Source organism: Streptomyces sp. NPDC088910, assembly GCF_044749865.1.
GTDB lineage: Bacteria > Actinomycetota > Actinomycetes > Streptomycetales > Streptomycetaceae > Actinacidiphila.
In genome coordinates, this window is record NZ_JBIVIV010000001.1 from 882,602 (window position 1) to 907,303 (window position 24,702).

Annotated in this window: 22 protein-coding genes; 11 read left to right on the plus strand and 11 right to left on the minus strand. The window is 71.4% G+C overall.

Annotated elements, in window-relative coordinates:
- Window positions 1–103: 103 nt before the first annotated feature.
- Complete coding sequence (locus ACIP4Z_RS03675) at window positions 104–925, minus strand: AraC family transcriptional regulator (protein WP_401304814.1); 822 nt, start codon at window positions 923–925, stop codon at window positions 104–106.
- 123 nt (window positions 926–1,048) lie between these two features.
- Here ACIP4Z_RS03675 and ACIP4Z_RS03680 point away from each other — a divergent pair, with 123 nt between their 5' ends.
- The 3 genes from ACIP4Z_RS03680 (at window position 1,049) to ACIP4Z_RS03690 (ending at window position 2,867) form a co-directional block, all read left to right on the plus strand.
- On the plus strand, window positions 1,049–1,792 hold the full coding sequence (locus ACIP4Z_RS03680) for an alpha/beta fold hydrolase (protein WP_391160546.1): 744 nt from the start codon (window positions 1,049–1,051) through the stop codon (window positions 1,790–1,792).
- A gap of 9 nt (window positions 1,793–1,801) precedes the next feature.
- Window positions 1,802–1,975, plus strand: a complete 174-nt coding sequence (locus ACIP4Z_RS03685) for a nuclear transport factor 2 family protein (RefSeq protein WP_401304816.1) — start codon at window positions 1,802–1,804, stop codon at window positions 1,973–1,975.
- A 142-nt stretch (window positions 1,976–2,117) separates the two neighbouring features.
- Entirely contained in the window at window positions 2,118–2,867 is a 750-nt protein-coding gene (locus ACIP4Z_RS03690; protein WP_355336961.1) for a VOC family protein, read from the plus strand.
- Window positions 2,868–2,948: 81 nt separating this feature from the next.
- Here the strand turns inward: ACIP4Z_RS03690 and ACIP4Z_RS03695 are convergent, their stop codons facing one another.
- The 4 genes from ACIP4Z_RS03695 to ACIP4Z_RS03710 all read right to left on the minus strand — a co-directional run bounded on the left by ACIP4Z_RS03695 (window position 2,949) and on the right by ACIP4Z_RS03710 (window position 8,290).
- Window positions 2,949–3,140 carry a hypothetical protein gene (locus ACIP4Z_RS03695; protein ID WP_401304819.1) on the minus strand — a complete coding sequence of 64 codons (192 nt, stop codon included), beginning with the start codon at window positions 3,138–3,140 and terminating at the stop codon, window positions 2,949–2,951.
- A 144-nt stretch (window positions 3,141–3,284) separates the two neighbouring features.
- Complete coding sequence (locus ACIP4Z_RS03700; protein WP_391160552.1) at window positions 3,285–4,019, minus strand: D-Ala-D-Ala carboxypeptidase family metallohydrolase; 735 nt, start codon at window positions 4,017–4,019, stop codon at window positions 3,285–3,287.
- Window positions 4,020–4,208: 189 nt separating this feature from the next.
- The gene (locus ACIP4Z_RS03705; RefSeq protein WP_401304821.1) at window positions 4,209–5,609 is read right to left on the minus strand and encodes a glycoside hydrolase family 16 protein; all 1,401 of its coding nucleotides are present in this window, start codon (window positions 5,607–5,609) and stop codon (window positions 4,209–4,211) included.
- 374 nt (window positions 5,610–5,983) lie between these two features.
- Window positions 5,984–8,290 carry an MMPL family transporter gene (locus tag ACIP4Z_RS03710; protein ID WP_401304823.1) on the minus strand — a complete coding sequence of 769 codons (2,307 nt, stop codon included), beginning with the start codon at window positions 8,288–8,290 and terminating at the stop codon, window positions 5,984–5,986.
- Window positions 8,291–8,510: 220 nt separating this feature from the next.
- Here ACIP4Z_RS03710 and ACIP4Z_RS03715 point away from each other — a divergent pair, with 220 nt between their 5' ends.
- A complete protein-coding gene (locus tag ACIP4Z_RS03715; RefSeq protein ID WP_401304825.1) occupies window positions 8,511–9,383 on the plus strand; it encodes a TetR/AcrR family transcriptional regulator in 873 nt (290 codons plus the stop codon).
- A 66-nt stretch (window positions 9,384–9,449) separates the two neighbouring features.
- Here ACIP4Z_RS03715 and ACIP4Z_RS03720 read toward each other — a convergent pair whose 3' ends face one another.
- Window positions 9,450–10,154, minus strand: a complete 705-nt coding sequence (locus ACIP4Z_RS03720) for an alpha/beta fold hydrolase (protein ID WP_401304827.1) — start codon at window positions 10,152–10,154, stop codon at window positions 9,450–9,452.
- 234 nt (window positions 10,155–10,388) lie between these two features.
- Between ACIP4Z_RS03720 and ACIP4Z_RS03725 the strand changes: the two genes are divergently transcribed.
- The 3 genes from ACIP4Z_RS03725 (at window position 10,389) to ACIP4Z_RS03735 (ending at window position 12,573) form a co-directional block, all read left to right on the plus strand.
- Window positions 10,389–11,645, plus strand: a complete 1,257-nt coding sequence (locus ACIP4Z_RS03725; protein ID WP_401304829.1) for a class I SAM-dependent methyltransferase — start codon at window positions 10,389–10,391, stop codon at window positions 11,643–11,645.
- Window positions 11,646–11,796: 151 nt separating this feature from the next.
- The gene (locus ACIP4Z_RS03730; protein WP_401304831.1) at window positions 11,797–12,069 is read left to right on the plus strand and encodes a hypothetical protein; all 273 of its coding nucleotides are present in this window, start codon (window positions 11,797–11,799) and stop codon (window positions 12,067–12,069) included.
- A gap of 69 nt (window positions 12,070–12,138) precedes the next feature.
- Window positions 12,139–12,573, plus strand: a complete 435-nt coding sequence (locus ACIP4Z_RS03735) for a hypothetical protein (RefSeq protein ID WP_355336948.1) — start codon at window positions 12,139–12,141, stop codon at window positions 12,571–12,573.
- Here the strand turns inward: ACIP4Z_RS03735 and ACIP4Z_RS03740 are convergent.
- Window positions 12,543–13,382 carry a protein kinase family protein gene (locus ACIP4Z_RS03740; RefSeq protein ID WP_401304833.1) on the minus strand — a complete coding sequence of 280 codons (840 nt, stop codon included), beginning with the start codon at window positions 13,380–13,382 and terminating at the stop codon, window positions 12,543–12,545. The genes ACIP4Z_RS03735 and ACIP4Z_RS03740 overlap by 31 nt on opposite strands.
- Window positions 13,383–14,179: 797 nt before the next feature.
- A complete protein-coding gene (locus ACIP4Z_RS03745; protein WP_355337218.1) occupies window positions 14,180–15,226 on the minus strand; it encodes a LacI family DNA-binding transcriptional regulator in 1,047 nt (348 codons plus the stop codon).
- A 297-nt stretch (window positions 15,227–15,523) separates the two neighbouring features.
- Here ACIP4Z_RS03745 and ACIP4Z_RS03750 point away from each other — a divergent pair, with 297 nt between their 5' ends.
- From ACIP4Z_RS03750 to ACIP4Z_RS03765, 4 genes are all read left to right on the plus strand, one after another.
- On the plus strand, window positions 15,524–16,870 hold the full coding sequence (locus ACIP4Z_RS03750) for an extracellular solute-binding protein (RefSeq protein ID WP_391163913.1): 1,347 nt from the start codon (window positions 15,524–15,526) through the stop codon (window positions 16,868–16,870).
- Window positions 16,871–17,040: 170 nt separating this feature from the next.
- Window positions 17,041–18,045: a sugar ABC transporter permease gene (locus tag ACIP4Z_RS03755; protein ID WP_355336942.1), complete on the plus strand. Its 1,005-nt coding sequence runs from the start codon at window positions 17,041–17,043 to the stop codon at window positions 18,043–18,045.
- 4 nt (window positions 18,046–18,049) lie between these two features.
- Window positions 18,050–18,985, plus strand: a complete 936-nt coding sequence (locus tag ACIP4Z_RS03760) for a carbohydrate ABC transporter permease (protein ID WP_188280271.1) — start codon at window positions 18,050–18,052, stop codon at window positions 18,983–18,985.
- A gap of 101 nt (window positions 18,986–19,086) precedes the next feature.
- The gene (locus ACIP4Z_RS03765; RefSeq protein ID WP_355336938.1) at window positions 19,087–20,568 is read left to right on the plus strand and encodes a beta-glucosidase; all 1,482 of its coding nucleotides are present in this window, start codon (window positions 19,087–19,089) and stop codon (window positions 20,566–20,568) included.
- 117 nt (window positions 20,569–20,685) lie between these two features.
- Here ACIP4Z_RS03765 and ACIP4Z_RS03770 read toward each other — a convergent pair whose 3' ends face one another.
- The 3 genes from ACIP4Z_RS03770 to ACIP4Z_RS03780 all read right to left on the minus strand — a co-directional run bounded on the left by ACIP4Z_RS03770 (window position 20,686) and on the right by ACIP4Z_RS03780 (window position 24,516).
- The gene (locus ACIP4Z_RS03770) at window positions 20,686–22,158 is read right to left on the minus strand and encodes a cellulose binding domain-containing protein (protein ID WP_401304836.1); all 1,473 of its coding nucleotides are present in this window, start codon (window positions 22,156–22,158) and stop codon (window positions 20,686–20,688) included.
- A gap of 256 nt (window positions 22,159–22,414) precedes the next feature.
- Window positions 22,415–23,782: a sensor histidine kinase gene (locus ACIP4Z_RS03775; RefSeq protein WP_401304838.1), complete on the minus strand. Its 1,368-nt coding sequence runs from the start codon at window positions 23,780–23,782 to the stop codon at window positions 22,415–22,417.
- Window positions 23,779–24,516 (minus strand): response regulator transcription factor, encoded by a 738-nt coding sequence (locus ACIP4Z_RS03780; RefSeq protein WP_401304840.1) that lies wholly within the window; start codon window positions 24,514–24,516, stop codon window positions 23,779–23,781. Before ACIP4Z_RS03780 ends, ACIP4Z_RS03775 begins: the two co-directional genes overlap by 4 nt.
- Window positions 24,517–24,702 lie beyond the last annotated feature (186 nt).

Sequence of the window (24,702 nt, forward strand, 5' to 3'; positions counted from 1 at the left end):
GCCACGGCGATGCCGCCGTGGGCGCGACCCCGTGCCTGAGTGACGAGCCAGGACCGGAATCGAGCCGTGGCGACGACCTTGGTCGCGATGACGAGTCTCCGCTTCACGACGCCGAAGGCGGCCTGGGGGCGGGGCGGTTGGTCCGGTAGCGGCCGGGGGTTGTGCCGAGGATGGCGGTGAAGGCGGCGATGAAGCCGCTGGGGTTGGCCCATCCGCAGGCGGCGGCGGTGCGGAGGGTGTCGTGGCCATCGGCGAGGAGCACGAGGGCGTGGTGGATGCGCAGTTGGGTGCGCCACTCGTAGAAGGTCATGGCGAGTTCGTCGTGGAAGAGCCGGCTGAGGGTGCGGGGGCTGGCGCCGATCGTCCTGCCGAGTTCGGCCAGCGTGGAGTTGTCCGCCGGGTTCTCGTAGAGGATCCGGGCGACGGCTCGCAGCCGGTCGTCCGCGGGCTCCGGCAGGTGCAGAGGCTGTTCGTGCGCTTCCTGGAGGTCGTCGACGAGGACGCGCAGGAGGCGGGCGCGCGCGGCGGGGCTGTGCGCGGGCACGTCGGCGTCGTGCGCGCGGGGTCCGGTCAGGGCGAGCAGGACCTCGCGGGCGAGGCCGGAGGCGAGGAACACGGCGGGGTGGCCGGGCAGGAGCCGGGCGAGGGACGGCGTGAGGAAGACGATCCGCATGTCGGTGACGCCGTGAGCGCGGTGGTGGTGCGTGAACCCCGCCGGGGTCCAGGCGACCCGGTCGGCGGGCACGATCGAGGTGCCGCGCTCGGTGTGGACCGCCAGGACGCCGCTGGCCGCGTACACCAGGTGCCCGCGTGGGTGCGACCGCACCTCGCTCGCCTCGCCGGACGGCCAGAGGTGGCGCCCGCCGGACGGCCACACATGGGACGTCACACCGGCGGCCGGGCGAGGTTGGCGGCGAACGGGCATGACTTGGCATCGTAGCGGTACCACGCCACCGCCTGCCCCCGTGAGACTGGCTCTGTACGCAGTGGTCCCGCGGCGCGCCGAGCGCCCGGCCGGGCCGCGTGTCACCCGGAGAAGGAGAAGCACATGGCGACGTTCGTCCTCGTACCCGGCGCGTGGAAGGGCTCCTGGTCGTTCGAGGCGGTGGTCCCGCTGTTGGAGCGCGCCGGGCACACCGTGCACGCCCTGACCCTGACCGGTCTGCGGCCGGACGACGACAGCGCGACGGTCGCGACCGCCGGTCTCGACACGCACGCCGACGACGTGCTGCGGTGCCTGGACCGTCACAGCGTCACCGGCGCGACGCTGGTCGGCCACAGCTACGCCGGGATGGTGGTCGCCGCCGCGGCCGACCGCGCGGAGGGCCGGATCTCCCGGCTGGTGCACCTCGACGCCTACGTACCGCGCGACGGTGATTCGTGCTGGTCGTCGACGAACGACCACTTCCGGGAGGTGTTCGCCGCCGGTGCCGCGGCCACCGGCTACTCCGTCCGGCCGCCGGACGGCGGCGATCCCCGCCGCCGCCCCCATCCCCTCGCCGCCTTCCTCCAGACGGTCCGGCTGACCGGCGCGGTCGCCCGCGTCCCCCGCCGCGAGTTCGTCTACTGCTCGGGCTGGGAGAACCGGACGCCCTTCGCCGGCCTCCGCGCCCGCCTCCAGGCCGACCCCGCCTGGCGGGTCCACGACCTCCCGACCGGCCACGACGCCATGCACGAGGCCCCGGACGCCGTCGCCGCGATCCTCCTCGCCGACGCCGACGCCGACGCCGAGGCCGACGCCGACGCGCACACCGCCGCCGACACCGCTGCCACCGCCCACCCGAGCGCCTGAGCCCGGCGCGTGTCGGATCCCGCAGCCGAGCTCACGGCGTTCATGGCGCGGTATGAGCAGGCCAACAACAGCCACGACATCGCACGCGTGATGCAGCCCCGGTCAGGGGAGGGGCGGGGCACGAACGTGATCGTGAAGCGGGACGGGGCGTGGAAGATGCTGCACGAGCACCTGAGTCCCTGACACGCGGTGGGCCGGTGGGCCGGTGGGGGTCCTTGGGGCCGGGGCCCGGCGTCGCCGCCCGGGGCGGAAACCCGGGTGCGGGGGCCGGACGGGCGTGTCTAGGGTGCGGCTCGGACGTCGAGGGATCGGAGAGGTACGGGGTATGAGCAGTGAACTGTTCGCGATCTGCTTCAACGCGACGCGGCCGACGGGGCTGGCGAGGTTCTGGTCCGGGGTGCTGGGCTGGGAGGTGATCCCCGGTGAGGACGAGGACGCGCAGGGCGGTGTCGCGATCGTGCCGCCCGCCGCGGACGGGGCGACCGGCGGCTTCCGTATCCGCTTCCTGCCGAGCCAGGAGCCCAAGTCCCGCCAGAATCAAGCGCACTTCGACCTGACGAGCGCCTCCGCCGAGGACCAGCGGCAGACGGTGGCCAGGGCGCTGGAACTGGGCGGACAGCACATCGACATCGGCCAACTCCCCGAAGAGGGGCACGTCGTGCTCGCCGATCCTGACGGCAACGAATTCTGCGTCATCGAGCCCGGCAACACATTCCTCGCCGACACCGGCGTCATCGGCGCCCTGGCCTGCGACGGCACCCGCGAGGTCGGCTGCTTCTGGAGCGAGGCCCTGCGGTGGCCCCTGGTCTGGGACCAGGACGAGGAGACCGCGATCCAGTCCCCCGAGGGCGGTACGAAGATCACCTGGGGCGGCCCGCCCGTCGCCCCCAAGACCGGCACCAACCGCCTCTTCTTCGAACTGGCCCTCCCCGCCGGCGCCGACCGCTCCGCCGAGGTCGACCGCCTCCTCGCCCTCGGCGCCACGCGCCCCGAGGCCGCGGAGACCGACGGCGGAGCCCACGTCCTGCTCCTCGACCCCGACGGCAACGAGTTCTCCGTCCGGAGGCCCGGATAGGCAGTCCTGCCCGGATGAAGCCGTCCTGCCCGAGCCTGCCCCGGCCCGGCTCCCGCCCCGCCCCGCCGCGACTCGCCGCAGTCAGTCCGCCGTGACGCCCCAGTAACCGATCGAGACCGGCCTGCCGTCGGCGTCGTAGAGGACGGTGCAGTTGCCCGCCGCGCGGTCGGGGTAGAGGTCGCCGCGGTCCGACACCGCGGCGGTCCACTCGGCCTCGGTGGGACGGCCGCCGGGGCACCAGGCGCGGACCTCCGCGTCGGTCAAGGGGCGCATGAACGGCCCCTCCTCGTCATGGTCCCGAACCCGTGGTCGTCCTCGGAGAGTTCGCGCTCCTGCTCGAACGCCGCCGCCGGATCCGGGCGGTGCGGAACCCCGTGGCCGAGGCGGAGGGGGAGCGTCGGCCACGGGGCGCGGGGGTCAGATTCCGCAGGAGGAGGCGCTCCAGTAGCGGGAGCTCTGGTCGCCTAGGTGGGCGTGGGTGCTGTGGCCCGGGTAGCCGGGGCCGAGGATCTCGTTGAAGCCGTGGTAGCGGGCCTCCTGCACGATGCGGCAGTAGCTCGGTGAGCCGATCAGGTCGACGGCACGGCCGTACATGTGGTTGCTGTTCGCGGCCCCGCCGACGGCGCTGTTGCACGACGCTGAGCGGAAGCCGCTGCTCGTGTTGAGCGGCTGGTCGCCCAGCGCGTGGCGCAGCGCCTCCAGCTTCCACATGAGCCGCAGGGCGTTGTCACGGGCGGTGGCCGCACTGACCGCGCCGCCCGCCCAGGTGGTGTTGCAGCGGTTCATCTCGCCGAAGGTGAAGTGGATCGGGGTGCAGTCGGTGTCCTGGAGCGCGCCGATCTTCGCGAAGGTCTGCGGCCCGGCGATGCCGTCCGCCGTGAGGCCGTACGCCTGCTGGAAACGCACGACGGCGGACTTGGTCGCCGGCCCGAACTGGCCATCGGTCGCCAGCACCGCGCCGTAGCCGGGGTATCCGGCGATCCGGATCTGGAGCTGGCGGACGTCCTCACCGCTCGCGCCCTGGCTGAGGGTGCGGCCCCAGGAGTAGCAGCCGGCCGCATGGGCGCTGCCCGCCGTCACGGCGGTTCCGACGAGGATAGCTGACGCAAACATGACAATAGCGAGTAATGCACGGACGTACCGTCTCAACATCATGCCTCCCATGGGGGGTTCACGGACTCATGAGACTGCCCGACCTTGTCTATGCGCGTCAACCACTCCTTGACCTGGCATATTCGCCTGGCGCACCTCGCCCGCGAACGCCGGCGGGGCCGCGCGGACACGGTGTCCGGGCGGCCCCGCAGAAGCAGGCCCCGCCGAAGCAGGCACGCGGGCCGAGGGTCAGGACCCCTGGGTGAACGTGTAGTGCGGGGAGTCGTACTGGGGGCCGTTCTTCTCGTACGTGAACCAGTACGTGAGAACGCTGCCGGTGGAGAGGCCGTTGACGGTCTGGGTCCAGGTGCCGGAGGAGTTGGTCATGCGGAAATTCTGCTGACCCGCGCCGTTGACGAGGTAGTGGACGTCGACGTAGGCGGCCGGGGTGGTCGGGGTGAAGGAGATGCGGGCCTGCGTGGAACTGGTGGAGGTGACACCGGCGGTGTAGTCGGGCGTGGTGGTGCTGCCGCCCGTGCTGCCCGCGCTCGAACCGGAGCTGGTGCCGGAACTCGTACCGGAACTCGAACCGGAGCTGGTGCCGGAACTCGTACCGGAACTCGTCCCGGAGCTGGTGCCGGACGACGTACCGCCGTTGTTCGTGCCGCCGACCGTGCCGCTGCTGCCGCCGGTCGTCTGGTACACGGCGAACCAGTCGACGCTCATGCCCGCGCCGGAGCTGATGTCGGCGGACGGGGAGGTGCAGCCGCAGACCTTGTTGGGGTACGAGCCGCCGATGGCGACGTCGAAGATGGCGAAGAAGCCGTGGTCGACGGCGGCCTGCCAGGTGGCGACGGAGACCTGGTTCTCGTTGACGGTGTAGGTCAGATTGCCGTCGAGGTAGAAGCGGAGCTGCTCGGCGGAGGTGTTGGTGCGGTCGATGACGGCCGAGTACTTGTGGAAGCCGGTCTGGCAACCGGCGCACGGCTGGAGGTCGCTGGTGATGCCGTCGGGGTCGTGGCACTCGCCCGCCCACTGCCCGCAGTGGAAGGTGGTGGAGTGCTTACTGAGGGCGTTGACGTCCTCCATGATGTCGATCTCGCCGATGCTGGGCCAGTTGGTGGCGCTGACCGGGCGGGCGGCGGCGCCCATCGCCCAGAAGGCGGGCCAATAGCCGAGCCCGCTCTGGGGGTTGGGCTGCTGGATCGAGGCGCTGATTTCGAGCTGACCGCCCGCGGGGGCCGCGAAGTCCGTGCGCTGGGTCTCCACGCGACCCGAAGTCCAGTGCCCCGAGGCGTCCTTGACCGGCTTGATCACCATGTGGCCGGAGCCGTCCTGGTAGACGTTCTGCGTCGAGTCGGTGGAGGTCTCGATCTCGCCGGTGCCCCAGTTGCCCGCGCCGCCGGGGTAGCTCGTGCCGATGTCGTAGAGCCAGTTGGACCGGTTGAGGCCGCTGCCCGCCGCCCCGTTGAAGTCGTCGCTGAACACGGTCGTCCAGCCCGCCGCGGGTCCGGGAACGGCCGCCGACGCCGAACCGCCGGACAGCACAAGGCCGGTGATGCCGGTCACGAGGAGGAGCAGGGCGCTGAGCACGGCCGTGGGACGTCCGCTGACGAAGCGGCGGGCGGCCGATGGAGGGGATGTCGTCATGGGCAGGTGCTGCCTTTCGGTCGTGGGGGGACAGCTGCCGTGGTGGCGGGGCGCTGAGCGTGAGCCGTGGTGCGTGGTACGTGGTCCGTCGTGCGTGTTACGTAGTCCGTGGTCCGTCCTGCTCGTGCGCGACCCGCCGCCCGTGGTGCCGTACTCGATATGCGTGATGCGGGCATGACATGTCGGAAATCCTGAGAGCGCTCTCAGAGCTGCGTGCGAATGGAGTGTCGGGCGGAACGGCGGGGGCGTCAAGGCATCGCACACAGATCCGCCGGGTAGGGGGCGGCGGCGGACGGGGCCGGGCACGCGTCACGGCCCCCGCCCGGGAAAGGGCGGAGGCCGTCACAGGCACCGGGGCCGCGGGGCCCGCTCGATCACCCCTGCGAGGCGACCGGCTCGCGGTCCAGGTCGGGACCGGAGGCCGGCTCGCCCTCGCTGAGCCCGAACCGGTCGTGGAATCTGCGCAGGAAGCCCGGCGCGTACCAGGCCGATCCGCCGAGCAGGCGCATCGCGGCGGGGACGAGGACACCGCGGATGGCGACGGCGTCGATGAGGATGGCCAGTCCGCTGCCGAGGCCGAACATCTGCATGAAGCTGAGCTTGGCCGTGCCGAAGGCGAAGAAGCTCACGGCCAGCAGGCAGGCCGCCGCGGTGACGATGCGCCCGGTGTGCCCGAGGCCGTTGACGACGGCCGACTCGGTGTCCTCGCCCTGGTCGTGGAGCTCCTTGATCCGGCTGGTGACGAAGACCTCGTAGTCCATCGAGAGTCCGAAGACGATGCAGAACATCAGCACGGTCATCGACATCTCCATCGGCTGCGCGGTGAAGCCGAGCAGGGAGGAGAGATGGCCGTCCTGGAAGATCCACGTCATGACGCCGAGGGTCGCCACCAGGGTGATCGCGTTGAGCAGCAGGGCGCGCAGCGGCTGCACGACGCTGCCGGTGAACAGGAAGAGCAGGATGAAGGTGGTGAGGACGACCAGGCCGATGGCGAGCGGGAGTTGGCCGCCGATGGAGTGCCGGGTATCGACCAGTTCGGCGTCGGTGCCGCCGACCAGCGGGTGCGTTCCGGCGGGCGGCGCGAGGTCCCGTACCGCGCCGACCAGGTCCTGGGCCGCGTCCGACCTCGGCGTCAGGGAGCTGGTCACGCTGATCCGCTGCCCGTCGGGGCGGCCGAGGTTGGCGCTGCCCGGCCCGGCTGCGGAAGCCTGCCCGTCGGCGTAGGTCCCGGTGCTGGTCTCGACCCGTACGACGCCCTTGAGCTGCGACAGCCGCTGCGCGTACGACCCCAGGGGGCCCTTGTCCACGGCCTGGCCGAAGACGATCTGGAGGGCGGAGTCGTCGCTGCCGGTGAAGTCGCTCCTGAGCGTCGCGGAGACCTGGCGGCTCTCGGCGTCCTTGGGCAGCACGCGCTCGTCCGGGGTGCCGAAGACGATGCCCAGCAGGGGGCTCGCCGCCGCCAGCAGGACCACGAGCACGGGCAGCGCGGTGAGCGCGGGCCGCCGCATGGAGGTACGGGCCAGCCGCGCCCACACGGAGACGCGGGCGGTGGAGTCGGCGGAATCCGTGGAGCTGGCGGAAGTCGTGGCGCTCGCGGCGCTCACGGAATTCACGGCCTTCGCGGCGCTCGCGGCCTTCATCCAGGGCATCCGCCCGCTGTTGACCCGGTGGCCCAGGACGACGAGCAGCGGCGGCATGACGAACAGCGCGCTGACGGCCGCGATGGCGACGACCCCGACGCCCGCGAAGCCGAACGAGCGCAGGAAGTACTGCGGGAAGACCAGGAGCGCGGCGAGCGCGGCGGCCACGGTCGCCGCGGAGAACGCGACGGTGCGGCCCGCGGTGTGGACGGTCCGGCGGACTGCGTCGTCCACGCTCGCGCCCGTCGCGAGCTGCTCCCTGAACCGGCTGATCATCAACAGGCCGTAGTCGATGCCCAGTCCGAGGCCGAGGGCCGTGGTGAGATTGGTCGCCGTGTTCGAGACGCTGGTGACGTCCGCGAGCAGGGACAGCTCGGCGAACGAGCCGAGGATGGCGATGACCGCGATGGCCAGCGGCAGCAGGGCGGCCACCGCGCTGCCGAAGACGAACAGCAGCAGGACGAGGGTCAGCGGGATCGCGATCAGCTCGGCCAGTTCGAGGTCCTTGACGACCTGCGTCGCCATGTCGTTGCCGACGGCGGCCACACCGCCGGCCCGGACCGTGAGCGCGTCCTTGTACGTACCGCCGAAGTGGTCGAGAAGCTTCTCGGCGTTCTTCTGCTGCTGCGTCGGGTCGCCCTTGACGTGGGCGAGCACCATGGCCTCGCGGCCGTCCTTGGACCGCAGTTCGGTGCTCCGCGTGTCCCAGTACGAGACGACGTTCGCCAGCGTCTTCTCGCTCTTCAGCTCGGCCACCAGGGCCCGCCCGTTCCGCTCGGCCGCCGGGGCGTCCACACGGCCGTCGGCGATACGGCCGTCCGCGGTGCGGACGAGCAGCACCAGATTCGTCTCGCCGCCGAATCTCTTGTCGATGAGGTCGCGTGCCCGGGTGGACTGGGAAGCTGGATCGTCGAAGCCGCCGCCCAGTAGCTTGGTGAAGGCGCCAGCACCCACGGCACCCATGACGGCCGTCGCCACGATGGCGACGATGAGTACCAGCCGGGACCGGCGGATCGCCAGTTCGGCTATGCGTTCGAACACGCGAGATCTCCTCTGCGGACTTGCGGGCGTTCTGGACGCGCGTACCGGCGCAGTCGCGGGTGTGCGGGGCCCGCGGAGCCGCGCCGTGCGGCGGATGCGACGGGAGTGACGTCGCCGTGACGAACGTAGACAGCACACAACAGACTTTGGCAGTGCGAGATTTACCTGACAGTGTTCAAATTCCGGATACACGCCAAGGAAGCCGTCATAGGGTGGGCGCATGCCCGCCGAGGAACACCCGCCAGCGCCACCGGACGTCTCCACGCCGACAACACCGCCGACACCACGGACGACACCGTCGGGACCGCCGACACCAGCAACGCCGCCGCCACCGTCGTCCCCGCCCTCCCCGCCCTCCCCGCCCTCCGCGCCCTCTCTGCGTGAACGGCGGCGCGCGGCGGCGACGCAGGAGATCCTGGACGCCGCCGAACACCTGATCGGGGAGAACGGCCCCGAGGGCCTGTCGATGCGCGCGATAGCCCGCGGCCTGGGCATGACCGTCCAGGCGCTCTACCACTACTTCCCGAGCCGGGACGCCCTCGTCACCGTGCTCGTCACCAAGGCGTACGACGACCTGACCGCCGCCGTACGTGCCGCGCTCGACCGAGCGGCGGCGGACTGGCCGGACCTGCCGCGCCTGGTGGTCGCGGCCGAGGGCTACCGCCACTGGGCCATCGCCCACCCCGAGCGGTACCAACTCCTCTACGGGACACCGCTGCGGGGGTACGCGGCCCCGCACGACGGCATCACCACCCAGGCCAACCGCCGGATGAGCGTGCTCTTCCAGCGCGAACTGTTCGACGGCTTCAGCACCGCGCAGCTCGCGGCGGCCGACGTCCCCGCGCTCTCGCCCCGGCTCCTGGCGCACCTGGACCGGCTGCCGCCGGAGGGCCCGGGAGAGCTGCCCCCGCCGGCGGTCGCTCTCCTCATGGAGGCGTGGGGCCGCCTGCACGGGCAGGTGGTCCTGGAGGTCTTCGGGCACACCTCGTTCCTCGGCGAGCACCAGGCCGAGGTCTTCCGCATGGCGATGCGGAATCTGCTCGCGGACGTCCGCCGCCGTATCCCGGCGGACGTGATGGTGCCGCAGACGTAGGACGGACCCGCAGCGAGTGGGCCCGACACCCGCGCGGGCCCGAGGCCCACGCGCGCCCGGCAGGGATCAGGGGGCGGTCTCGGCCCCCAGGATCGCGGCGAGCTGGCGCGGCTCGGAGAACATCGGCCAGTGCCCGGTGTTCATCTCCACCAGCCGCCACCGCTTGCCGTCCAGGAGCGCGGCCACGTCGCTGTTCGGCTCCGGGCCGTCCAGAAGGCACTTGATGTACGTCGTCGGGAGGTCGGCGAGCGGGCGGGACAGCGCGGCGGGCTCGGTGAGCGAGGGCGCCGGATGCGGGGTCGCGCCCGCGACGAGCCGGGCGATCTGCTCGTCGGTCAGGCCCTGGCCCTCGAACTCCCCGGCGGCGGGTGGCGGCCAGAAGCCGTCCCCCTCGGCCAGGATCGCCTCGAATCTGGCCTGCCCCTCCCACCAGCCGGACGCGAACGACCCGCCCTCGACCGGCACTTCGGAGTCGACCAGGACCATACGGGCCAGCCGGTCGCCGATCCGGCCGGCGGCCTGGCCGACCGGAATCCCCGAGTAGCTGTGTCCGACCAGGACCACGTCCCGCGAATCGAGCCGTTCCACCTCGGCCACGATGTCCTCGACATGCGTCCGCTGCCCGGCGTCCGGCGCGGCGCCCCGCTTCTCGGCGAGCCCCGACAGCGTCAGCGGATGGACGCCGTGCCCGGCCGCCCGCAGCTCGGGCACCACCTCGTCCCACGCCCACGCGCCGAGCCACGCCCCCGCGACCAGTACGAATTCAGCCATGACGGCAACGTATCCGAGGGGTACGACAATCCCGCCGAGGCCCGCACGCCGCCGCGCGGCATCCGTACGACAGCCGTGCGACAGCCCCCGGCAGACGGGCGGCACCCGCGCCAATCCGTACGCCGTACCGCGCCGAATACAGGGTGAGAGCCCCGACCGGAACAGCCCGGCACAGCCCGGAACAGCACAGCGGAGCCGCCTCACCGGCCGGCACCGCGGAAAGCGAGCGCGTCCATGCCCTCCGTGACACCCACCGCGGCCGACCGGCTGCGCCCCCACCTGGACCAGGCGCTCGGCGGGGAACCGCCGCTGCGGGTGCGGCTGTGGGACGGGAGCGAGCTGGGCTCGGGCGACGGACCGCTGGTGGTCGTACGGCGGCGGCGGGCGCTGCGGCGGCTGGTCTGGCAACCCGGCGAGCTGGGCCTCGCGGAGGCGTACGTGGCCGGGGAGATCGACGTCGAGGGCGATGTCGGGGAGGCGCTGCGCACGGTGTGGGCGGCCATCCGGCAGCAGAAGCTGCGGCCCGCCCGGCTGTCGGCGGCCGACCGGGCACGCGCGCTGGCGGCGGCGGTACGGATCGGCGCGATCGGGCCGCGCCCCGCGCCGCCGGGGGCTCCGGCGCGGCTGAGCGGACGCCTGCACAGCAAGGACCGCGACCGGGCGGCGATCCACCATCACTACGACCTGTCGAACGACTTCTACGCGCTGCTGCTCGACGAGACGATGGCGTACTCCTGCGGTTGGTGGACCAGCGACGCCCCCGACTACACGTCCGCCGACGCGCAGCGCGACAAACTCGACCTAATCTGCGTGCGGTTGGGGCTCGGGCCCGAGGCCCGGCTGCTCGACATCGGCTGCGGCTGGGGCTCGTTGACCCTGCACGCCGCCGAGCGGTACGGCGCCCGCGTCACCGCCGTCACCCTCGCGGCCGAGCAAGCGGCGTACGTACGACAGGAGGTGAAGGCGCGCGGGCTCAGCGACTTGGTCGACGTGGAGTGCCGCGACTACCGCGACATCCGGGGCGGCGGCTACGACGCCGTGGCCACCATCGAGATGGGCGAGCACGTCGGCGACGCCGAGTACCCGGCCTTCGCCGCGGCCCTGCACGACCGGCTCAGGCCGGGCGGCCGGGTGATGGTCCAGCAGATGTCACGCGGCCGGAACGCGCCGGGCGGCGGCGCCTTCATCGAGACCTACATCGCCGCCGACATGCACATGCGCCCGCTCGGCGAGACCGTCGGCCTGCTCGAACAGGCCGGTCTCGAAGTGCGGTCCGTCACCGCGATGCGCGAGCACTACGTCCGCACCATCCTGGCCTGGCACCGCACGCTGGAGGACCGCTGGGCCGAATTCGTCGCCCTCGTCGGCGAGGAGACCGCCCGCGTGTGGCGGCTCTACCTCATCGGCAGCGCCCTGTCCTTCGGGGAGAACCGCATGGGCGTCGACCAGATCCTCGCCTGCCGCCCGCCCGCGCCCGAGGACGCGGCCTGAACCGATCCCGGCGAACGCGGTCCCGAAACGTCTCCGGGAGCGTGTTCCTGAACGTATTCGGTGCACGGCGGGCCTCACCCATGCACTGGCGCACGGCCTGCGGACGGGCGAGGCGGACGGCGACCGCGACGGGCTGATCACGCTCGGCGAGTTGTACGCGTACGTACGCGACCGGGTGCGGGAGGCCGCCGACGTCCACGACGAACTCCTCATCGCCTGGTGCGACCGCCCCGCCGCGTCCTCCGGCCACCGCCAGGAGCACCCTCACCACCACCTCGCCGTACCGGAGTGGGAGCTGCCCGACGTCCCGGACGCAGCCGTCCCCGCCCCACGTGGTGCTGTCGTCGCCCTCCCGCGCCGCGCCGGGAGTGCCGGTGTGGCGCCGCCTGTGGCGGCGGTGAACGGCGTCGGCAGCGCGTTCTGAGAGCGCGTACGAGGGCCCGCGTTCAAGAAACGTACGCGCCTCGGCGGCCCGAGGTCGTAGCCTCCGTTCATGGCCGAGATCTGGGATGAACAGGAGCTGATCGGCGAGGGATTCGAGCGGGTCTTTGCCGAATTGGACCGATACGACGCCCCGATTTTCGGCCTCGCCGAGGTCGAAGGGGAGCCGCACTACTTCCGGCTCGTGTACGAGGACACCTACGCCGTGTGGCCCGTCGGCGCCGCCCAACTCGCCCTGGAGCGCGAGCGGTGGGCCCTCTTCGCGGCCTGGCATGCCCGCTACGAGGCCGGTACGGCCGAGCCCGACACCCACCCCGGCACGGGCGGCGTCGACGCCCGTTACGACGAACTCACCGCGCTGCTCCTCCCCCACCGCGACACCCCCGCCGAGCCGCGCGTCCTGACCGCCCAGTGGCGCTCCACCCCCGGCCCCCGCTACCGCCCCGACGGCGTCGACTACCGCGTCAGATGGCGGCCCGCCGACTGAACCGGATACGGCGTCTCCCGGCTCTCCGTCTGCAACGCCCTGTGCCACTCCCCCATCTCCTCGGCCAACTGCCCGTGCCGGGCCAGCACCGGAGCCGGGACCTTCCCCGTATTGCGCTCCAGCCAGCGCACCAAGTGCGTACGGATGTAATCGCGGTCGTACGTCCGGTGCCGCTCGTAGAACTCGGCCTCCGCCGACGACAGTTCGAACCTGGTCGACACCGCCAGGCCGTAATCCGCGAAGTACAGGCGGTGGCCGTCGGTCAGGATATTCTCGAAGTGCGCGTCGAAATGCAGCAGTTCGCGGTCGTTCATGAAATCCGCGCCGTCCAGCAACTCTCGCTCGATCCACTCGCAGACGCGTTCCGTCGTCTCCTCGTCCGCCTCCGCGAGACGGTTCCGCAGCCAATTCTGCAAATTCTGCGGGATGTACTCCATGAAGACCACCGCGCTCGCCGTCGCGTCCCGCACACCCTCGATGCGGCGCCTCATTCCGGGGCTGCCGCCCCAGTACGCCACCGCCGCCTCCACGTCGGCCAGCTCCTTCGGCAGGGGCCTTCTCGTGCTCGGCAGCACCCGCCAGTGATACGTCATGGGGAAGCCGTCGTGCTCTCCCGCCAGGACCCAGTTCGTCGTCATGGCATGGACGGCCAGTTCGCGCCAGGCGCCGAAGCCGGGGGTGGCGATGCCGTAGTGGCAGAACGCCGGGAGGTCGAATACGTTCGCCGTCGAGTGGGTGTTCTCCGGGCGCCTTTCGAGGTCGGTGAGGCGGATCTCCTTCACGAAGACGGGGGTTCCCGCGAGGAGCACCTTTGAGGTCTGTCCGCCGATTCCTTCTCCGAGGGGTTCCCCCCTTTCCACGAGCTCGCGCAGTTCCGCGTCACTTCTCAGCGCCAGCTCTGTCGCCACTTCCCCGTAAACCGCCGTCCGCTGCTTCACGTCCTGTCCTTCCTCCGTCCTGTCTTTCCCACCCGCCCACCCGTGCGGGTGCTTTCTTCGTCTGCGGGTGCCGCCCGTGCCTGGTCGGTCCCGGCCCGGGGCACCTCCTCGGGCGACGAACGTGCGGCCACTTCCACTCGCTTCTGCCCTTGCCCGTTCGTCCCCCTGCGGGGGCACCCCGCACCGACCCCTCCGGTCCGCCGGCGCCCGCCTGTCCGCTGTGGCTGGGGGGGGGAGGGGGTGGGTGGGGTGCGGGACCTCCGTTAGGTGTGAGCCCGGGACCCGAGTCACCCGACGTCCAGCCGGAGTGGGCGGGGGTGCGGGTGCTGGGGAGTGGGGGGGTGGCAGGGGCTTCGTTGGGCGCCTGGGGAAGGGCCCGGTCTTTCCGGAGCGGCCGGGAGGGCGCACCGGCACAAGGCGGCCCGCCGAAAGAACCCCCCTCCCCGGCAACCCCCACCGGACAGGCGGACGCCGACGTACCGGGAGGGGACGGGCCGGGGTGCCCCCGCAGAAATGCGGTGACAAGAAGGGTGCCGGATACACAGGTACCAGGTAGCCGCATTTCGAGGAGGTGCCCCGGACCGGCACCGACCAGGCACAAGCGGCACCCGCAGACGAAGAAAACACCCGCACGGGTGGGCGGGCGGGCAAAGACAAGACAACGAGCCCTAAACAGAGTCGCGTTGAATCAGCTCAGTGGCCAGAACGACATGGCGTCGCACCGAATCCCGCTCAGCGATCTCCTCCAGAAGCACCCGCGCCATCGTCCGCCCCATCTCCTCCGTCGGCTGCCGAACACTGGTGAGCGCCGGATCCATGTGCCGCGCGATGGCCGAGTCCTCGAAACCGACGAGCGCGACATCGGTCGGCACAATCCGCCCCGACTCGCGCAGCACCTGCCGCGCGCCGGCCGCCATGAGGTCGGAGGCGGCGAAAACGGCGTCGATGTCCGGCCGCCGCGCGAGCAGCTCGCGCATGGCCCGCCGCCCGCCCTCCTCGGTGAAGTCGCCCCGGGCGACGAGCTCCGAGCCCGAGGAGCCCCCCGAGGAACCCCCGGGGGAAACCCCCGCCGCCTCCACGGCCTGCCGATACCCGTCGAGGCGACACCGGGCCACGTACATGTCCGGCGGCCCGGTGATCGTCGCGACGGCCCGCCGCCCGCGGGCGAAGAGGTGGGCGACGGCGGCACGCGCGCCGCCGACGTTGTCGGCGTCCACGTACGAGACGGATTCCAGGTCACTGCGCCGCCCGTTCAGAACGGCGGGCATGTCGAGCTGTTCGAGAAGGTCGGGCAGCGGATCGTCCTCGTGGACGGAGACCAGCAGGACGCCGTCCACGCGGTGCGCGGCCAGGTACTGGCCGAAACGGGCCCGCTCCTTGGGCGTTCGGATCAGCGTGAGCAGGAGCTGCATGTCGGTGTCGGCCAGCTCCGCCCCGATCCCCCGGATGATGTCGGAGAAGTACGGCTCGGCGAAGAGCCGCGTCTCCGGCTCGGGGATGACCAGAGCGATCGCGTCGGTGCGATTTCCGGCCAGCGCGCGGGCCGCGCGGTTGGGCACGTACCCCAGTTCGGCGATGGCGGCCTCGACCGCGGCCTTCGCGCGGTCGCTGACCCGCGGCGACCCGTTGATGACGCGCGAGACCGTGCCGCGTCCCACCCCGGCGCGTACAGCCACCTCTTCCAGGGTGGGCCGTCCGCTGTGCCGCCCGTTCATGGCCACTTCCGCCTCCTGTGCTCCACTGTCGCGCCACCTTAGCGCCCGGCCCGCTCTGGACAGCAGGATCTCTTGAGAGCGCTCCCACGCTGTGTTCACCGTACCCGCCCCGCGGCGTCCGATCCGTTCAAGAAGTGACCATCGGTCCGGTCCGGACACGTTCCGGCAACGAAATCGACTTCACATCTTGACACTGACCCCTCCGAGGCCGGATTGTTCCGGCAAGCTTAGTGGGAGCGCTCCCACACCCTCACTCGCACCACCGCACGCCAGACCCACCCTGACAAGGAGAGTGGAATGCGCACTTCCGGCAGAACCCGCAAGGCCGCAGTCATCGCGGTCGCGGGTCTCGCGACCTGCGCGACCCTGATCACCGGATGCAGCAGCGACAGCAAGAGCAAGGACTCGGGCAACGGGAGCACCGCCTCCTCGACCGAGAAGATCACGCTGCACGTCGGTGACTTCGGATCGTTCGGCTACGACGACAAGACGGGCGCGGCCCTCTTCTCCGAGTACCACAAGCTGCACCCCAACATCACGATCGTCGAGGACAACGTCGCCGACGGGCAGCAGTACTGGGACGCCCTGAAGCTCCACCTCTCCCAGGGCAGCGGCCTCTCCGACATCCAGGCCATCGAGATCGGCTACATCGCCGAGGCCACCGGCCCGACGCTGGCGTCGAAGTTCGTGGACCTGGGCAAGGCCAAGGGCGTCAACGTCGGCGACTGGCTGGACTACAAGGAGAAGCAGGCCACCACCACCGACGGTTCGGTGATCGGCCTGGGCACCGACATCGGCCCGATGGCGGTCTGCTACCGCAAGGACCTCTTCAAGGCCGCGGGTCTGCCCGACGACCGCGAGGCGGTCGCGGCCAAGTGGGCCGGTGACTGGTCGAAGTTCCTGGCCGTCGGCAAGGAGTTCAAGGCGAATGCGCCCTCAGGTGTGGCCTTCACCGACTCCGGCAGCGGTCTGTTCAACGCGGTGGTCTCCAGCCAGACCACGCAGTACTCCGACGCGTCCGGCAAGCTGATCTACGACACCAGCCCCGGTGTGAAGACGGCGTGGGACCTGGCGACCGAGGCCGTCAAGGACGGACTGACCGACAAGCTGCGGCAGTTCGACGCCAACACCTGGAACGCGGCGTTCAAGAACTCCAAGTTCGCGACCGTGGCCTGCCCGAGCTGGATGATCGGCATCATCAAGGACTCGGCCGGCCCCGCCAACCAGGGCAAGTGGGACATCGCCGCGCCGCCGCAGGCCGGTAACTGGGGCGGTTCGTTCCTGTCGGTGCCCAAGGCCGGCAAGCACATAGCGGAGGCGACCGCGCTGGCCGCCTGGCTGACCGCGCCCGCCCAGCAGGCGAAAGTCTTCGCGAAGAACGGCAACATCCCGTCGACCAAGGCGGGTCTCGCCGACCCGGCCGTGCAGAACGCGACGAACCCGTACTTCGGTGACACCCCCGTCGGCAAGATCTACTCGGCCACCGCGGAGAGCATCCAGCCCGCGCCCATCGGCCAGTACGACGGTCAGGTGAAGACCTTCATCACCGACAACGGAATCCTCGACATGGAGCAGCACGGCACCTCGGCCGAAAAGGCGTGGTCGAACGTGAAGGCGCTGGTCAAGGACAAGATCGACCAGTAGCGCGGACGGGGCCGCCCGGCAGTGTCTCCCACCTGCCGGGCGGCCCGCACCTCGTCTCCCCGCACCTCGTACCGCCCCCGCAGCCGCGGCCGGACCACCCCGGACGACCGCGGCCCTCCTCCAGTCACCGCACAACCCTCGCCCGAACCCCTACGGGAAGGACGCCACTCGTGGCCACCTCCGTCAGGGCGACGTCCGACGGCAGTCCTCCGTCGTCCCGGCCCGCCGCCCCCCGCTCGCCCGGCAAGGGCGCCCACCGCCCCCCGGGCTGGCGTTCCAGGCTGTACCGGCTGGACACCAAGGCGTCGCCGTACGCGTACATCGCCCCGTTCTTCATCTGCTTCGCGGCCTTCGGCCTCTTTCCGCTGATCTACACCGGCTACCTCTCCTTCAACCAGGTACAGCTCGGCGGCGACGCCAGTTGGGTCGGTTTCCGGAACTACACCCGCCTGTGGGACAGCGAGTTCTTCTGGAACGCGCTGCGCAACACCTTCTCGCTCGCGGTGATCTCGACCGTGCCGCAGCTCCTGATGGCGCTCGGCCTCGCGCACCTGCTGAACTTCAAGCTCAGGGCGCGCGGCTTCTTCCGGGTCGCGGTGCTCGCGCCGTACGCCACCTCGATCGCGGCGGCGTCGCTGGTCTTCGTCCAGCTCTTCAATCCCGACTACGGGATGGTCAACCAGATCCTCGCCCACTTCGGGGTGCACAACCTCGACTGGCAGTCGTCCAAGTGGCCCGCGCAGATCGCCATTTCGGCGATCGTCACCTGGCGCTGGACCGGCTACAACGCGCTGATCTACCTGGCCGCGATGCAGGCCGTGCCGTCCGACCTGTACGAGGCGGCGGCGCTCGACGGGGCCTCGCGCTGGCGGCAGTTCATCAGCGTCACGATCCCCTCGATCCGGCCCACGATTCTCTTCACCATCGTGGTCTCGACGATCGGCGCCACACAGCTCTTCGGTGAGCCGCTGATCTACGGCGGCGGAGTCGGCGTCAGCGGCGGCTCCGCGCATCAGTACCAGACGCTGAGCCTCTACATGTACGAGAAGGGCTGGGCGACCGGCGCGCTGGGCCAGGCCTCCGCCGTGGCCTGGGTGATGCTGCTGATCCTGCTGCTCATCGGCGCCGTCCAACTGTTGATCGTGCGGGCCAACCGCCGGAAGCTCGGGGGCTGACCTCATGGCACAGACAACCGAAACGCAAGCGTTCGGGGCCGCGCCGTCGCGGCGGTCCACCGCCGTACCGCCGCCCAAGCCCCCGCGTCGCCGGTTCCTGCGCAGGAGCGGGGCGGGCAAGCAGGAGCACGCGGGCCCGGTCGCGTACGTGATTCTCGTCGTCGCGGCGCTGATCTCGCTGTTCCCGCTGTACTGGACGGTGGTGGCGGCGTCGCGCACGGACGCCGAGATCGTCACGCCGCCGATGCCGCTGCTGCCCGGCAGCCATCTGATCGACAACCTGCACATCGTGTGGGACCAGGTCGACATGGGCAAGGCCCTGATCAACTCCACGATCGTGGCGGGCTTCGTGTCGTTCAGCACGGTGATGTTCGCGACGCTCGCCGGATTCGCCTTCGCCAAGCTCCAGTTCCGCGGCCGTAACGCGCTGCTGATGCTGGTGGTCGCGACGATGACGATCCCGCCGCAGCTCAGCGTGATCCCGCTCTACCAGATCATCACCAACCTGGGCTGGGTCGGGCACATCCAGTCCGTCATCCTGCCGTCGCTGGTGGCCGCCTTCGGCGTGTTCTTCATGCGGCAGTTCTTGTCCGAGGCGCTGCCGATCGAACTGGTCGAGGCGGCGCGGGTGGACGGCGCGCACAGTCTGCGGATCATCTGGCACGTGGTGTTCCCGGTGGCGCGGCCCGCGATGGCCGTGCTGGGAATGCTGGTGTTCGTGCAGTCGTGGAACGACTTCTTCTGGCCGTTCATCGCGCTCAACCAGCAGAACCCGACGGTTCAGGTCGCGCTGGCCGGTCTGGGTTCCGGTGACCACACCATCGACCACTCGATCGTGGTGACGGGCGCGCTGGTCGCCACGCTGCCGCTGCTGCTGGTCTTCGCGGTCCTCGGCAAGCACATCGTCGGCGGCATCACGGCAGGTGCCGTCAAGAGCTGAACCCTTCGTGAACTCCCCCATGCCTCCCCTGAACTCCCCCTGAGCAGCGTCCTGTTGGCCCCCTCCCCCGCTTACCCCTGATTCCCCTGGAGTCCCCCGTTATGACCGCTGTCCGCTCCGAGAGCGCCGAGAGCGCCAATGTCTCGGCCTCGCTCCGCTTTCCCCCCGGCTTCGTCTGGGGGGCGGCCACCGCCGCCTACCAGATCGAGGGCGCCGCGGCCGAGGACGGCCGCACCCCCTCGATCTGGGACACCTTCAGCCACACGCCCGGCCGCGTCCACAACGGGGACACGGGTGACATCGCGGCCGACCACTACCACCGCTTCCGCGACGACGTCGCGCTCATGTCCGACCTGGGCCTGGGCGCGTACCGGTTCTCCGTCTCCTGGTCGCGCGTGCAGCCGACCGGGCGCGGCCCGGCCGTCCAGCGCGGCCTCGACTTCTACCGCTCGCTCACCGACGAACTGCTCGACCGCGGCATCACGCCGGTGGCCACCCTCTACCACTGGGACCTCCCGCAGGATCTGGAGGACGTCGGCGGCTGGACGGTACGCGACACCGCCGAGCGGTTCGCCGACTACGCGGCGCTGGTGGCCGGCGCGATCGGCGACCGGGTGCCGTACTGGACGACCCTCAACGAGCCCTGGTGCTCGGCCTTCCTCGGCTACGGCTCCGGCGTGCACGCGCCGGGCCGCACCGAGCCGGAGTCGGCGCTGCGGGCCGTCCACCACCTCAACCTCGCGCACGGCAAGGCGATCGGGGCCCTGCGCTCCGCGCTGCCCGCCGCCGCGCAGACCTCGATCACCCTCAATCTGCACCAGATCCGCCCGCTGACCACCTCACCGGGCGACCTCGACGCGGCCCGCCGGATCGACGCGGTCGGCAACCGGGTCTTCCTCGGCCCGATCCTCGGCGGCGACTACCCGGCCGATCTCCTCGCGGACACCGCCCACTTGGTGGACTGGGAGTCGCTGGTACGGGAGGGCGACCTCGCGGAGATCTCCCGGCCGATCGACCTGCTGGGCATCAACTACTACACGCCGACGCTGGTTTCGGACGGCAAGCAGCGCGCCGACGGACCCGACGTGCCCCGCAACGACGGGCACGGCGCCAGCGACCACTCGCCGTGGCCCGGCTCCGAGCACGTCGCCTTCCACCTGCCGCCCGGCGAGACCACCGCGATGCGCTGGGCGGTCGACGCCACCGGTCTGTACGACCTGATCCACCGGGTGGCGCGCGAGCACCCGGGGCTGCCGATGATGGTTACCGAGAACGGCGCCGCCTACGACGACTACATCTCGCCCGAGGGCACGGTCAACGACCCGGAGCGGATCGCGTATCTGCGCAGCCACCTGGCGGCGATCCACCGCACGATCGCCGACGGCGTGGACGTACGCGGCTACTTCCTGTGGTCGCTGATGGACAACTTCGAGTGGGCGTACGGCTACAGCAAGCGGTTCGGCGCGGTCTACGTCGACTTCGGCACACAGCGCCGCATCCCCAAGCAGAGCGCCCACTGGTACGCGGCCGTCGCCCGCGAGAACGTCCTTCAGGGAGTCGCGGAGGAGGACGGGGCTTCCTGAGGGAACGGAAAAGGAGCGGTACGGACAGCTCGAGGGTGCTGTCCGTACCGCTCCGCGCTCCTCTCCCGTGGGGGTGGGAGAGGCACGGTTCAGGGGGCGTTCACAGGTGACGTGCCGTCAGCCGGTGTACGCGGCGAACGCCTTGGAGAAGGCGCCCGCGCTCTGCACGATCGAGCTGCACGAGGCGTCGGCCCAGCTCTGCGCGCCGCCCGCGCACTGCTTGTCGCGGGTCGCGGACCACATCGACAGCCACGCCAGGCCCTTGGACTTGGCGAAGGTCACCAACTGCGTGGCGTCCTCGACGGTGAAGATCTCGGTGGCGACGTCGTTGACGCCGATCATCGGCGTCACCGCGATCTTCTTCCACGCGGCGGCGTCGGAGATCCCGAGCACGCTCTTGACCTGCGCCTGCGTGGCGGTCGCGCCGTCGATCGCGTACTGGCCCATGTCGCCGCTGAACGAGGAACCGTAGTCCATCGCCATGATGTTGACGGCGTGGATGTCCACCCCGTTGCTCTTGGCGTTGCTCAGCAGATTGATGCCGTCCTGCGTGAGCCCGGTCGGCATCGCGGGCAGCGTGTACGAGACCTCGAGTCCGCTGTGGCTCTTCTGGAGTTGGGCGATGGCCTGCGCGCGGCGGGTGTTGGCCGCGGTGTCCGGCAGCGCGCCGCCCTCCACGTCGAAGTCGACCTTCGTGAGCTTGAACTGGTCGATGGCCTTGCCGTACGCCGCCGCCAGGTCCGACGCCGAGGAGCACGCCGAGGCCAGCTCCGTACCGTTGGCGCCGCCGAACGATACGCGTACGTCGCCGCCGGCCGCCCGCAGCGCGCCGATCTGCGCGGCCACCGCGTCACCGCCCAGGTCGGTGACGCCGCCCCACTTGGGGACGCAGCCGCCGCCGGACACGAGGAAGGCGAGGTTGAACTCCTTGACGCCGTTGGCCTTCGACGCGGCGACGAGGTCGTACGCCGGGTAGAGGGAGGTGTCGACGTAGGGGGCGAAGCCGCTGGACGTCGTGGTGCCGCCGCCCGAGGTCGGGGTCGGGGTGGCGGTGGGCGTCGGGCTCTGGGTGGGGGTCTGCGTGGGCTTCTGGGTCGGGGTCGCCGTGGGGGTCGCGGTCTGCGTCGGGTGGCCCGTCGGGGTCTGCGTGGGGCCGTCGGAGACCGAGCACTTCGCGTTGTTGATCAGGCAGTTGACGGGGTCGCCCGCCGCGCCGGACGCGCTCGTCACGAAGCCGACATCGACTTTGCCGCCGGGGGCGATCGTGCCGTTCCAGCTCTCCGCGGTGACGGTGACCGTCTGGCCCGACACCCGGTAACTGCCGTTCCACAGCGAGCTGATCTTCGTTCCCGCAGGCAGGTCGAACTTCAGCGTCCAGCCGGTGAGGGCGCTGCTCGCGGAGTTCGTGATCTCGTACTGGCCGGTGTAACCGCCGTCCCACCCGCTGGTCTTGGAGTACACCGCCCCGACCGACGCGGCACTCGCCGATCCCGCCAGTGCGAAGGCGCCTCCGGCTACGGCGGCGACGGCGGTGAGGCCGCCTATCAGTTGGACCTTCCGGCTGGGGCGACGGCGGTGCGTTGTTGCCATGTTCGAGCCTGCCTCTTGGGGGTGGGGGGAGGGGGACGCGTTGGCACGCTAGCGCGCGGAGAGGGGACAAATTGGCTGGTCCGGGCTGCGGACGGGGTTCTTATGGCGCGCTTAAGGCGGCGCAAGGGAGCCGTTAAAGGTGGGGCCTCATCGCCGGCGGGGCTCGTCGCCCCCAGCCAGCGCGGGGAGGTGCCCCCACAGACGCCGGACGGGCTGAATCCTGGCTTCCGGCACGCGCGCCGGGCGCGCTGCGGGCTCAGCGGTGGCGGTTGAGGGGGGTGCGGCGGTGGGTGGGGTGGGGGGTCGAGGTGTGGGGGGAGAGGGCGAGCCAGAGGCGGATCTCGGCGCCGCCGAGGACGCTGCGGCCGACGGCGAGGTCGCCGCCGGTGGATTCGGCGACGCGGCGGACGATGTCGAGGCCGAGGCCGGTGGAGCCCTGGCCGCCCGCGCCGTGGCCGCGGCGCAGGGCGGCGGCCGGGTCGGCGACGCCGGGTCCGGCGTCGGAGACGAGGACGATGACGGCGTCGTCGCCGCGGTGGACGTCGACGGCGAAGGCGGTGCCCTCCGGGGTGTGGCGGAAGACGTTGCCGAGCATGGCGTCGAGGGCGGCGGCCAGTTCGGCGCGGGCGACGGGGACCCGTACCGGCCGCTCGGCCCCCGCGGAGCGGACCTCGCGGCCCTCGTCCTCGGCGAGCGCGGACCAGAAGGCCATCCGTTCGCGGATGACCTCGGCGGCGTCGCACCCGGCGGCGCCGGTCGCGGTGTGGGCGCCGCGCTGTTCGCGGGCGGCGCGGATGATCTGGTCGACCTCGCGTTCGAGCTGGGCGACGGCCGCTCGGGTCTGGTCGGCGGCCGGACCTTCGCCGAGGGACGCGGTGTTGAGCCGCAGCACGGTGAGCGGGGTGCGCAGCCGGTGCGATAGATCAGCCGCCAACTCCCTTTCGCTGGCGAGGAGTTCGACCACCTGGTCGGCCATGGCGTTGAACGCGGCGGCGGCGGACCGCAGTTCGCTGGGACCGGCCTCGGGAACCCGTACCGCCAGGTCGCCTTCGCCGAGGCGCTGCGCGGCGCCCGCGAGCCGGGCGGCGGGGCGGACCATGCGGGTGCCGAGCCGGTCGGCGATGGCGACCGAGCCGACGATCAGGCCGATTCCGACGGCGGCCAGCACCAGCCAGGCGGTGGGGACACCGCGGTTGATGTCGTCGTCGGGCACGAACACCTCGACGACCGCGACCGTCCCCGAGCTGACGGCGGTCGGCTGGAGCAGCGCGTATCCGCCGGGGACGCGTACGGTCGCGGCCTCGCCGTACGCCGAGGCGGTGTGCAGCGCGGCGTCGGTGGCGTGCGGGGTGCCGATGCCGACGGCCGCGGACTGCGCGGTGGCCGGGATGCGCAGCGCGATCCGGGACTCGGCGCCCGCCTGGGTGCTGGCGATGGCGCGTTCCAGCTCACCCCGGTCGGTGGTGATGGCCAGGGCGGGGCCGATCGCGGCGGCCTGGCGTTCGGCGTTGGTGAGCGCGCGGTCGCGGGCCAGTTCCTTGACGACCAGGCCGAGCGGTACGGCGAAGGCGATGACGACCATCGCCGTCACCGCCAGGCTCACCTTGATCAGCGCCCATCTCATGACGGCGGCACCGCGGGGGCGGGCGCTATCGCGGTGGGCGGCAGGGCGGCGGGCGGTTCGAGTTTGACGCCGACGCCGCGCAGGGTGTGCAGATAGCGCGGACTGGCCGCGGTCTCACCGAGCTTGCGGCGCAGCCACGACAGATGGACGTCGATGGTCTGGTCGTCGCCGTACGACTGCTGCCAGACCTCGGCGAGCAGTTCGCGGCGGGCGACGACGACGCCGGGCCGGGCGGCGAGGAAGGCCAGCAGGTCGAATTCGCGGCGGGTCAGGTCGAGGACGGCGCCGTCCAGGACCGCTTGGCGGCGGCGTACGTCGATGTGCAGGCCGCCGACGTGGATCAGGGCGTCCGCGGTGGGCGCGGCGGACCGGCTGCGGGCGCGCCGCAGGACGGCGGAGAGCCGCGCCGACAGGTGCTCGACGGAGAACGGCTTGATCAGGTAGTCGTCGGCCCCGGCGTTGAGCAGGCGTACGACCTCGGCCTCGTCGTCCCGCGCGGTCGCGATGATCACCGGTACGTCGCTGAGGCCGCGCAGCATCTTCAGCGCCTCGGACCCGTCGAGGTCGGGCAGGCCGAGGTCGAGGATGACCACGTCGAAGCCGACCTGCGCGACCTCCCGCAACGCCTCAAGAGCCGTCCCCACGCTGCGTACCGTGTGGGACGCCTCGGTGAGGTGCCGAATGAGGGCGGACCGCACGAACTGGTCGTCCTCGACCACGAGCACACTTGCCATGCGCCGCAACCTAGCCCATCCGGGGGACCGGGCACCGGCCCGCCCGGCGATCCGGGGTGCGTACGGGGTGCGGACGGGGGTGCGTAAAGGGGCGCATCGGACGCGCGGCGGGGCGGGCGGTCTCGCGGACGGGGGTGCTTCGGCCAGCCGCTGGGCCCACTGCCGAATCCGGCGCAGAACCCGGTG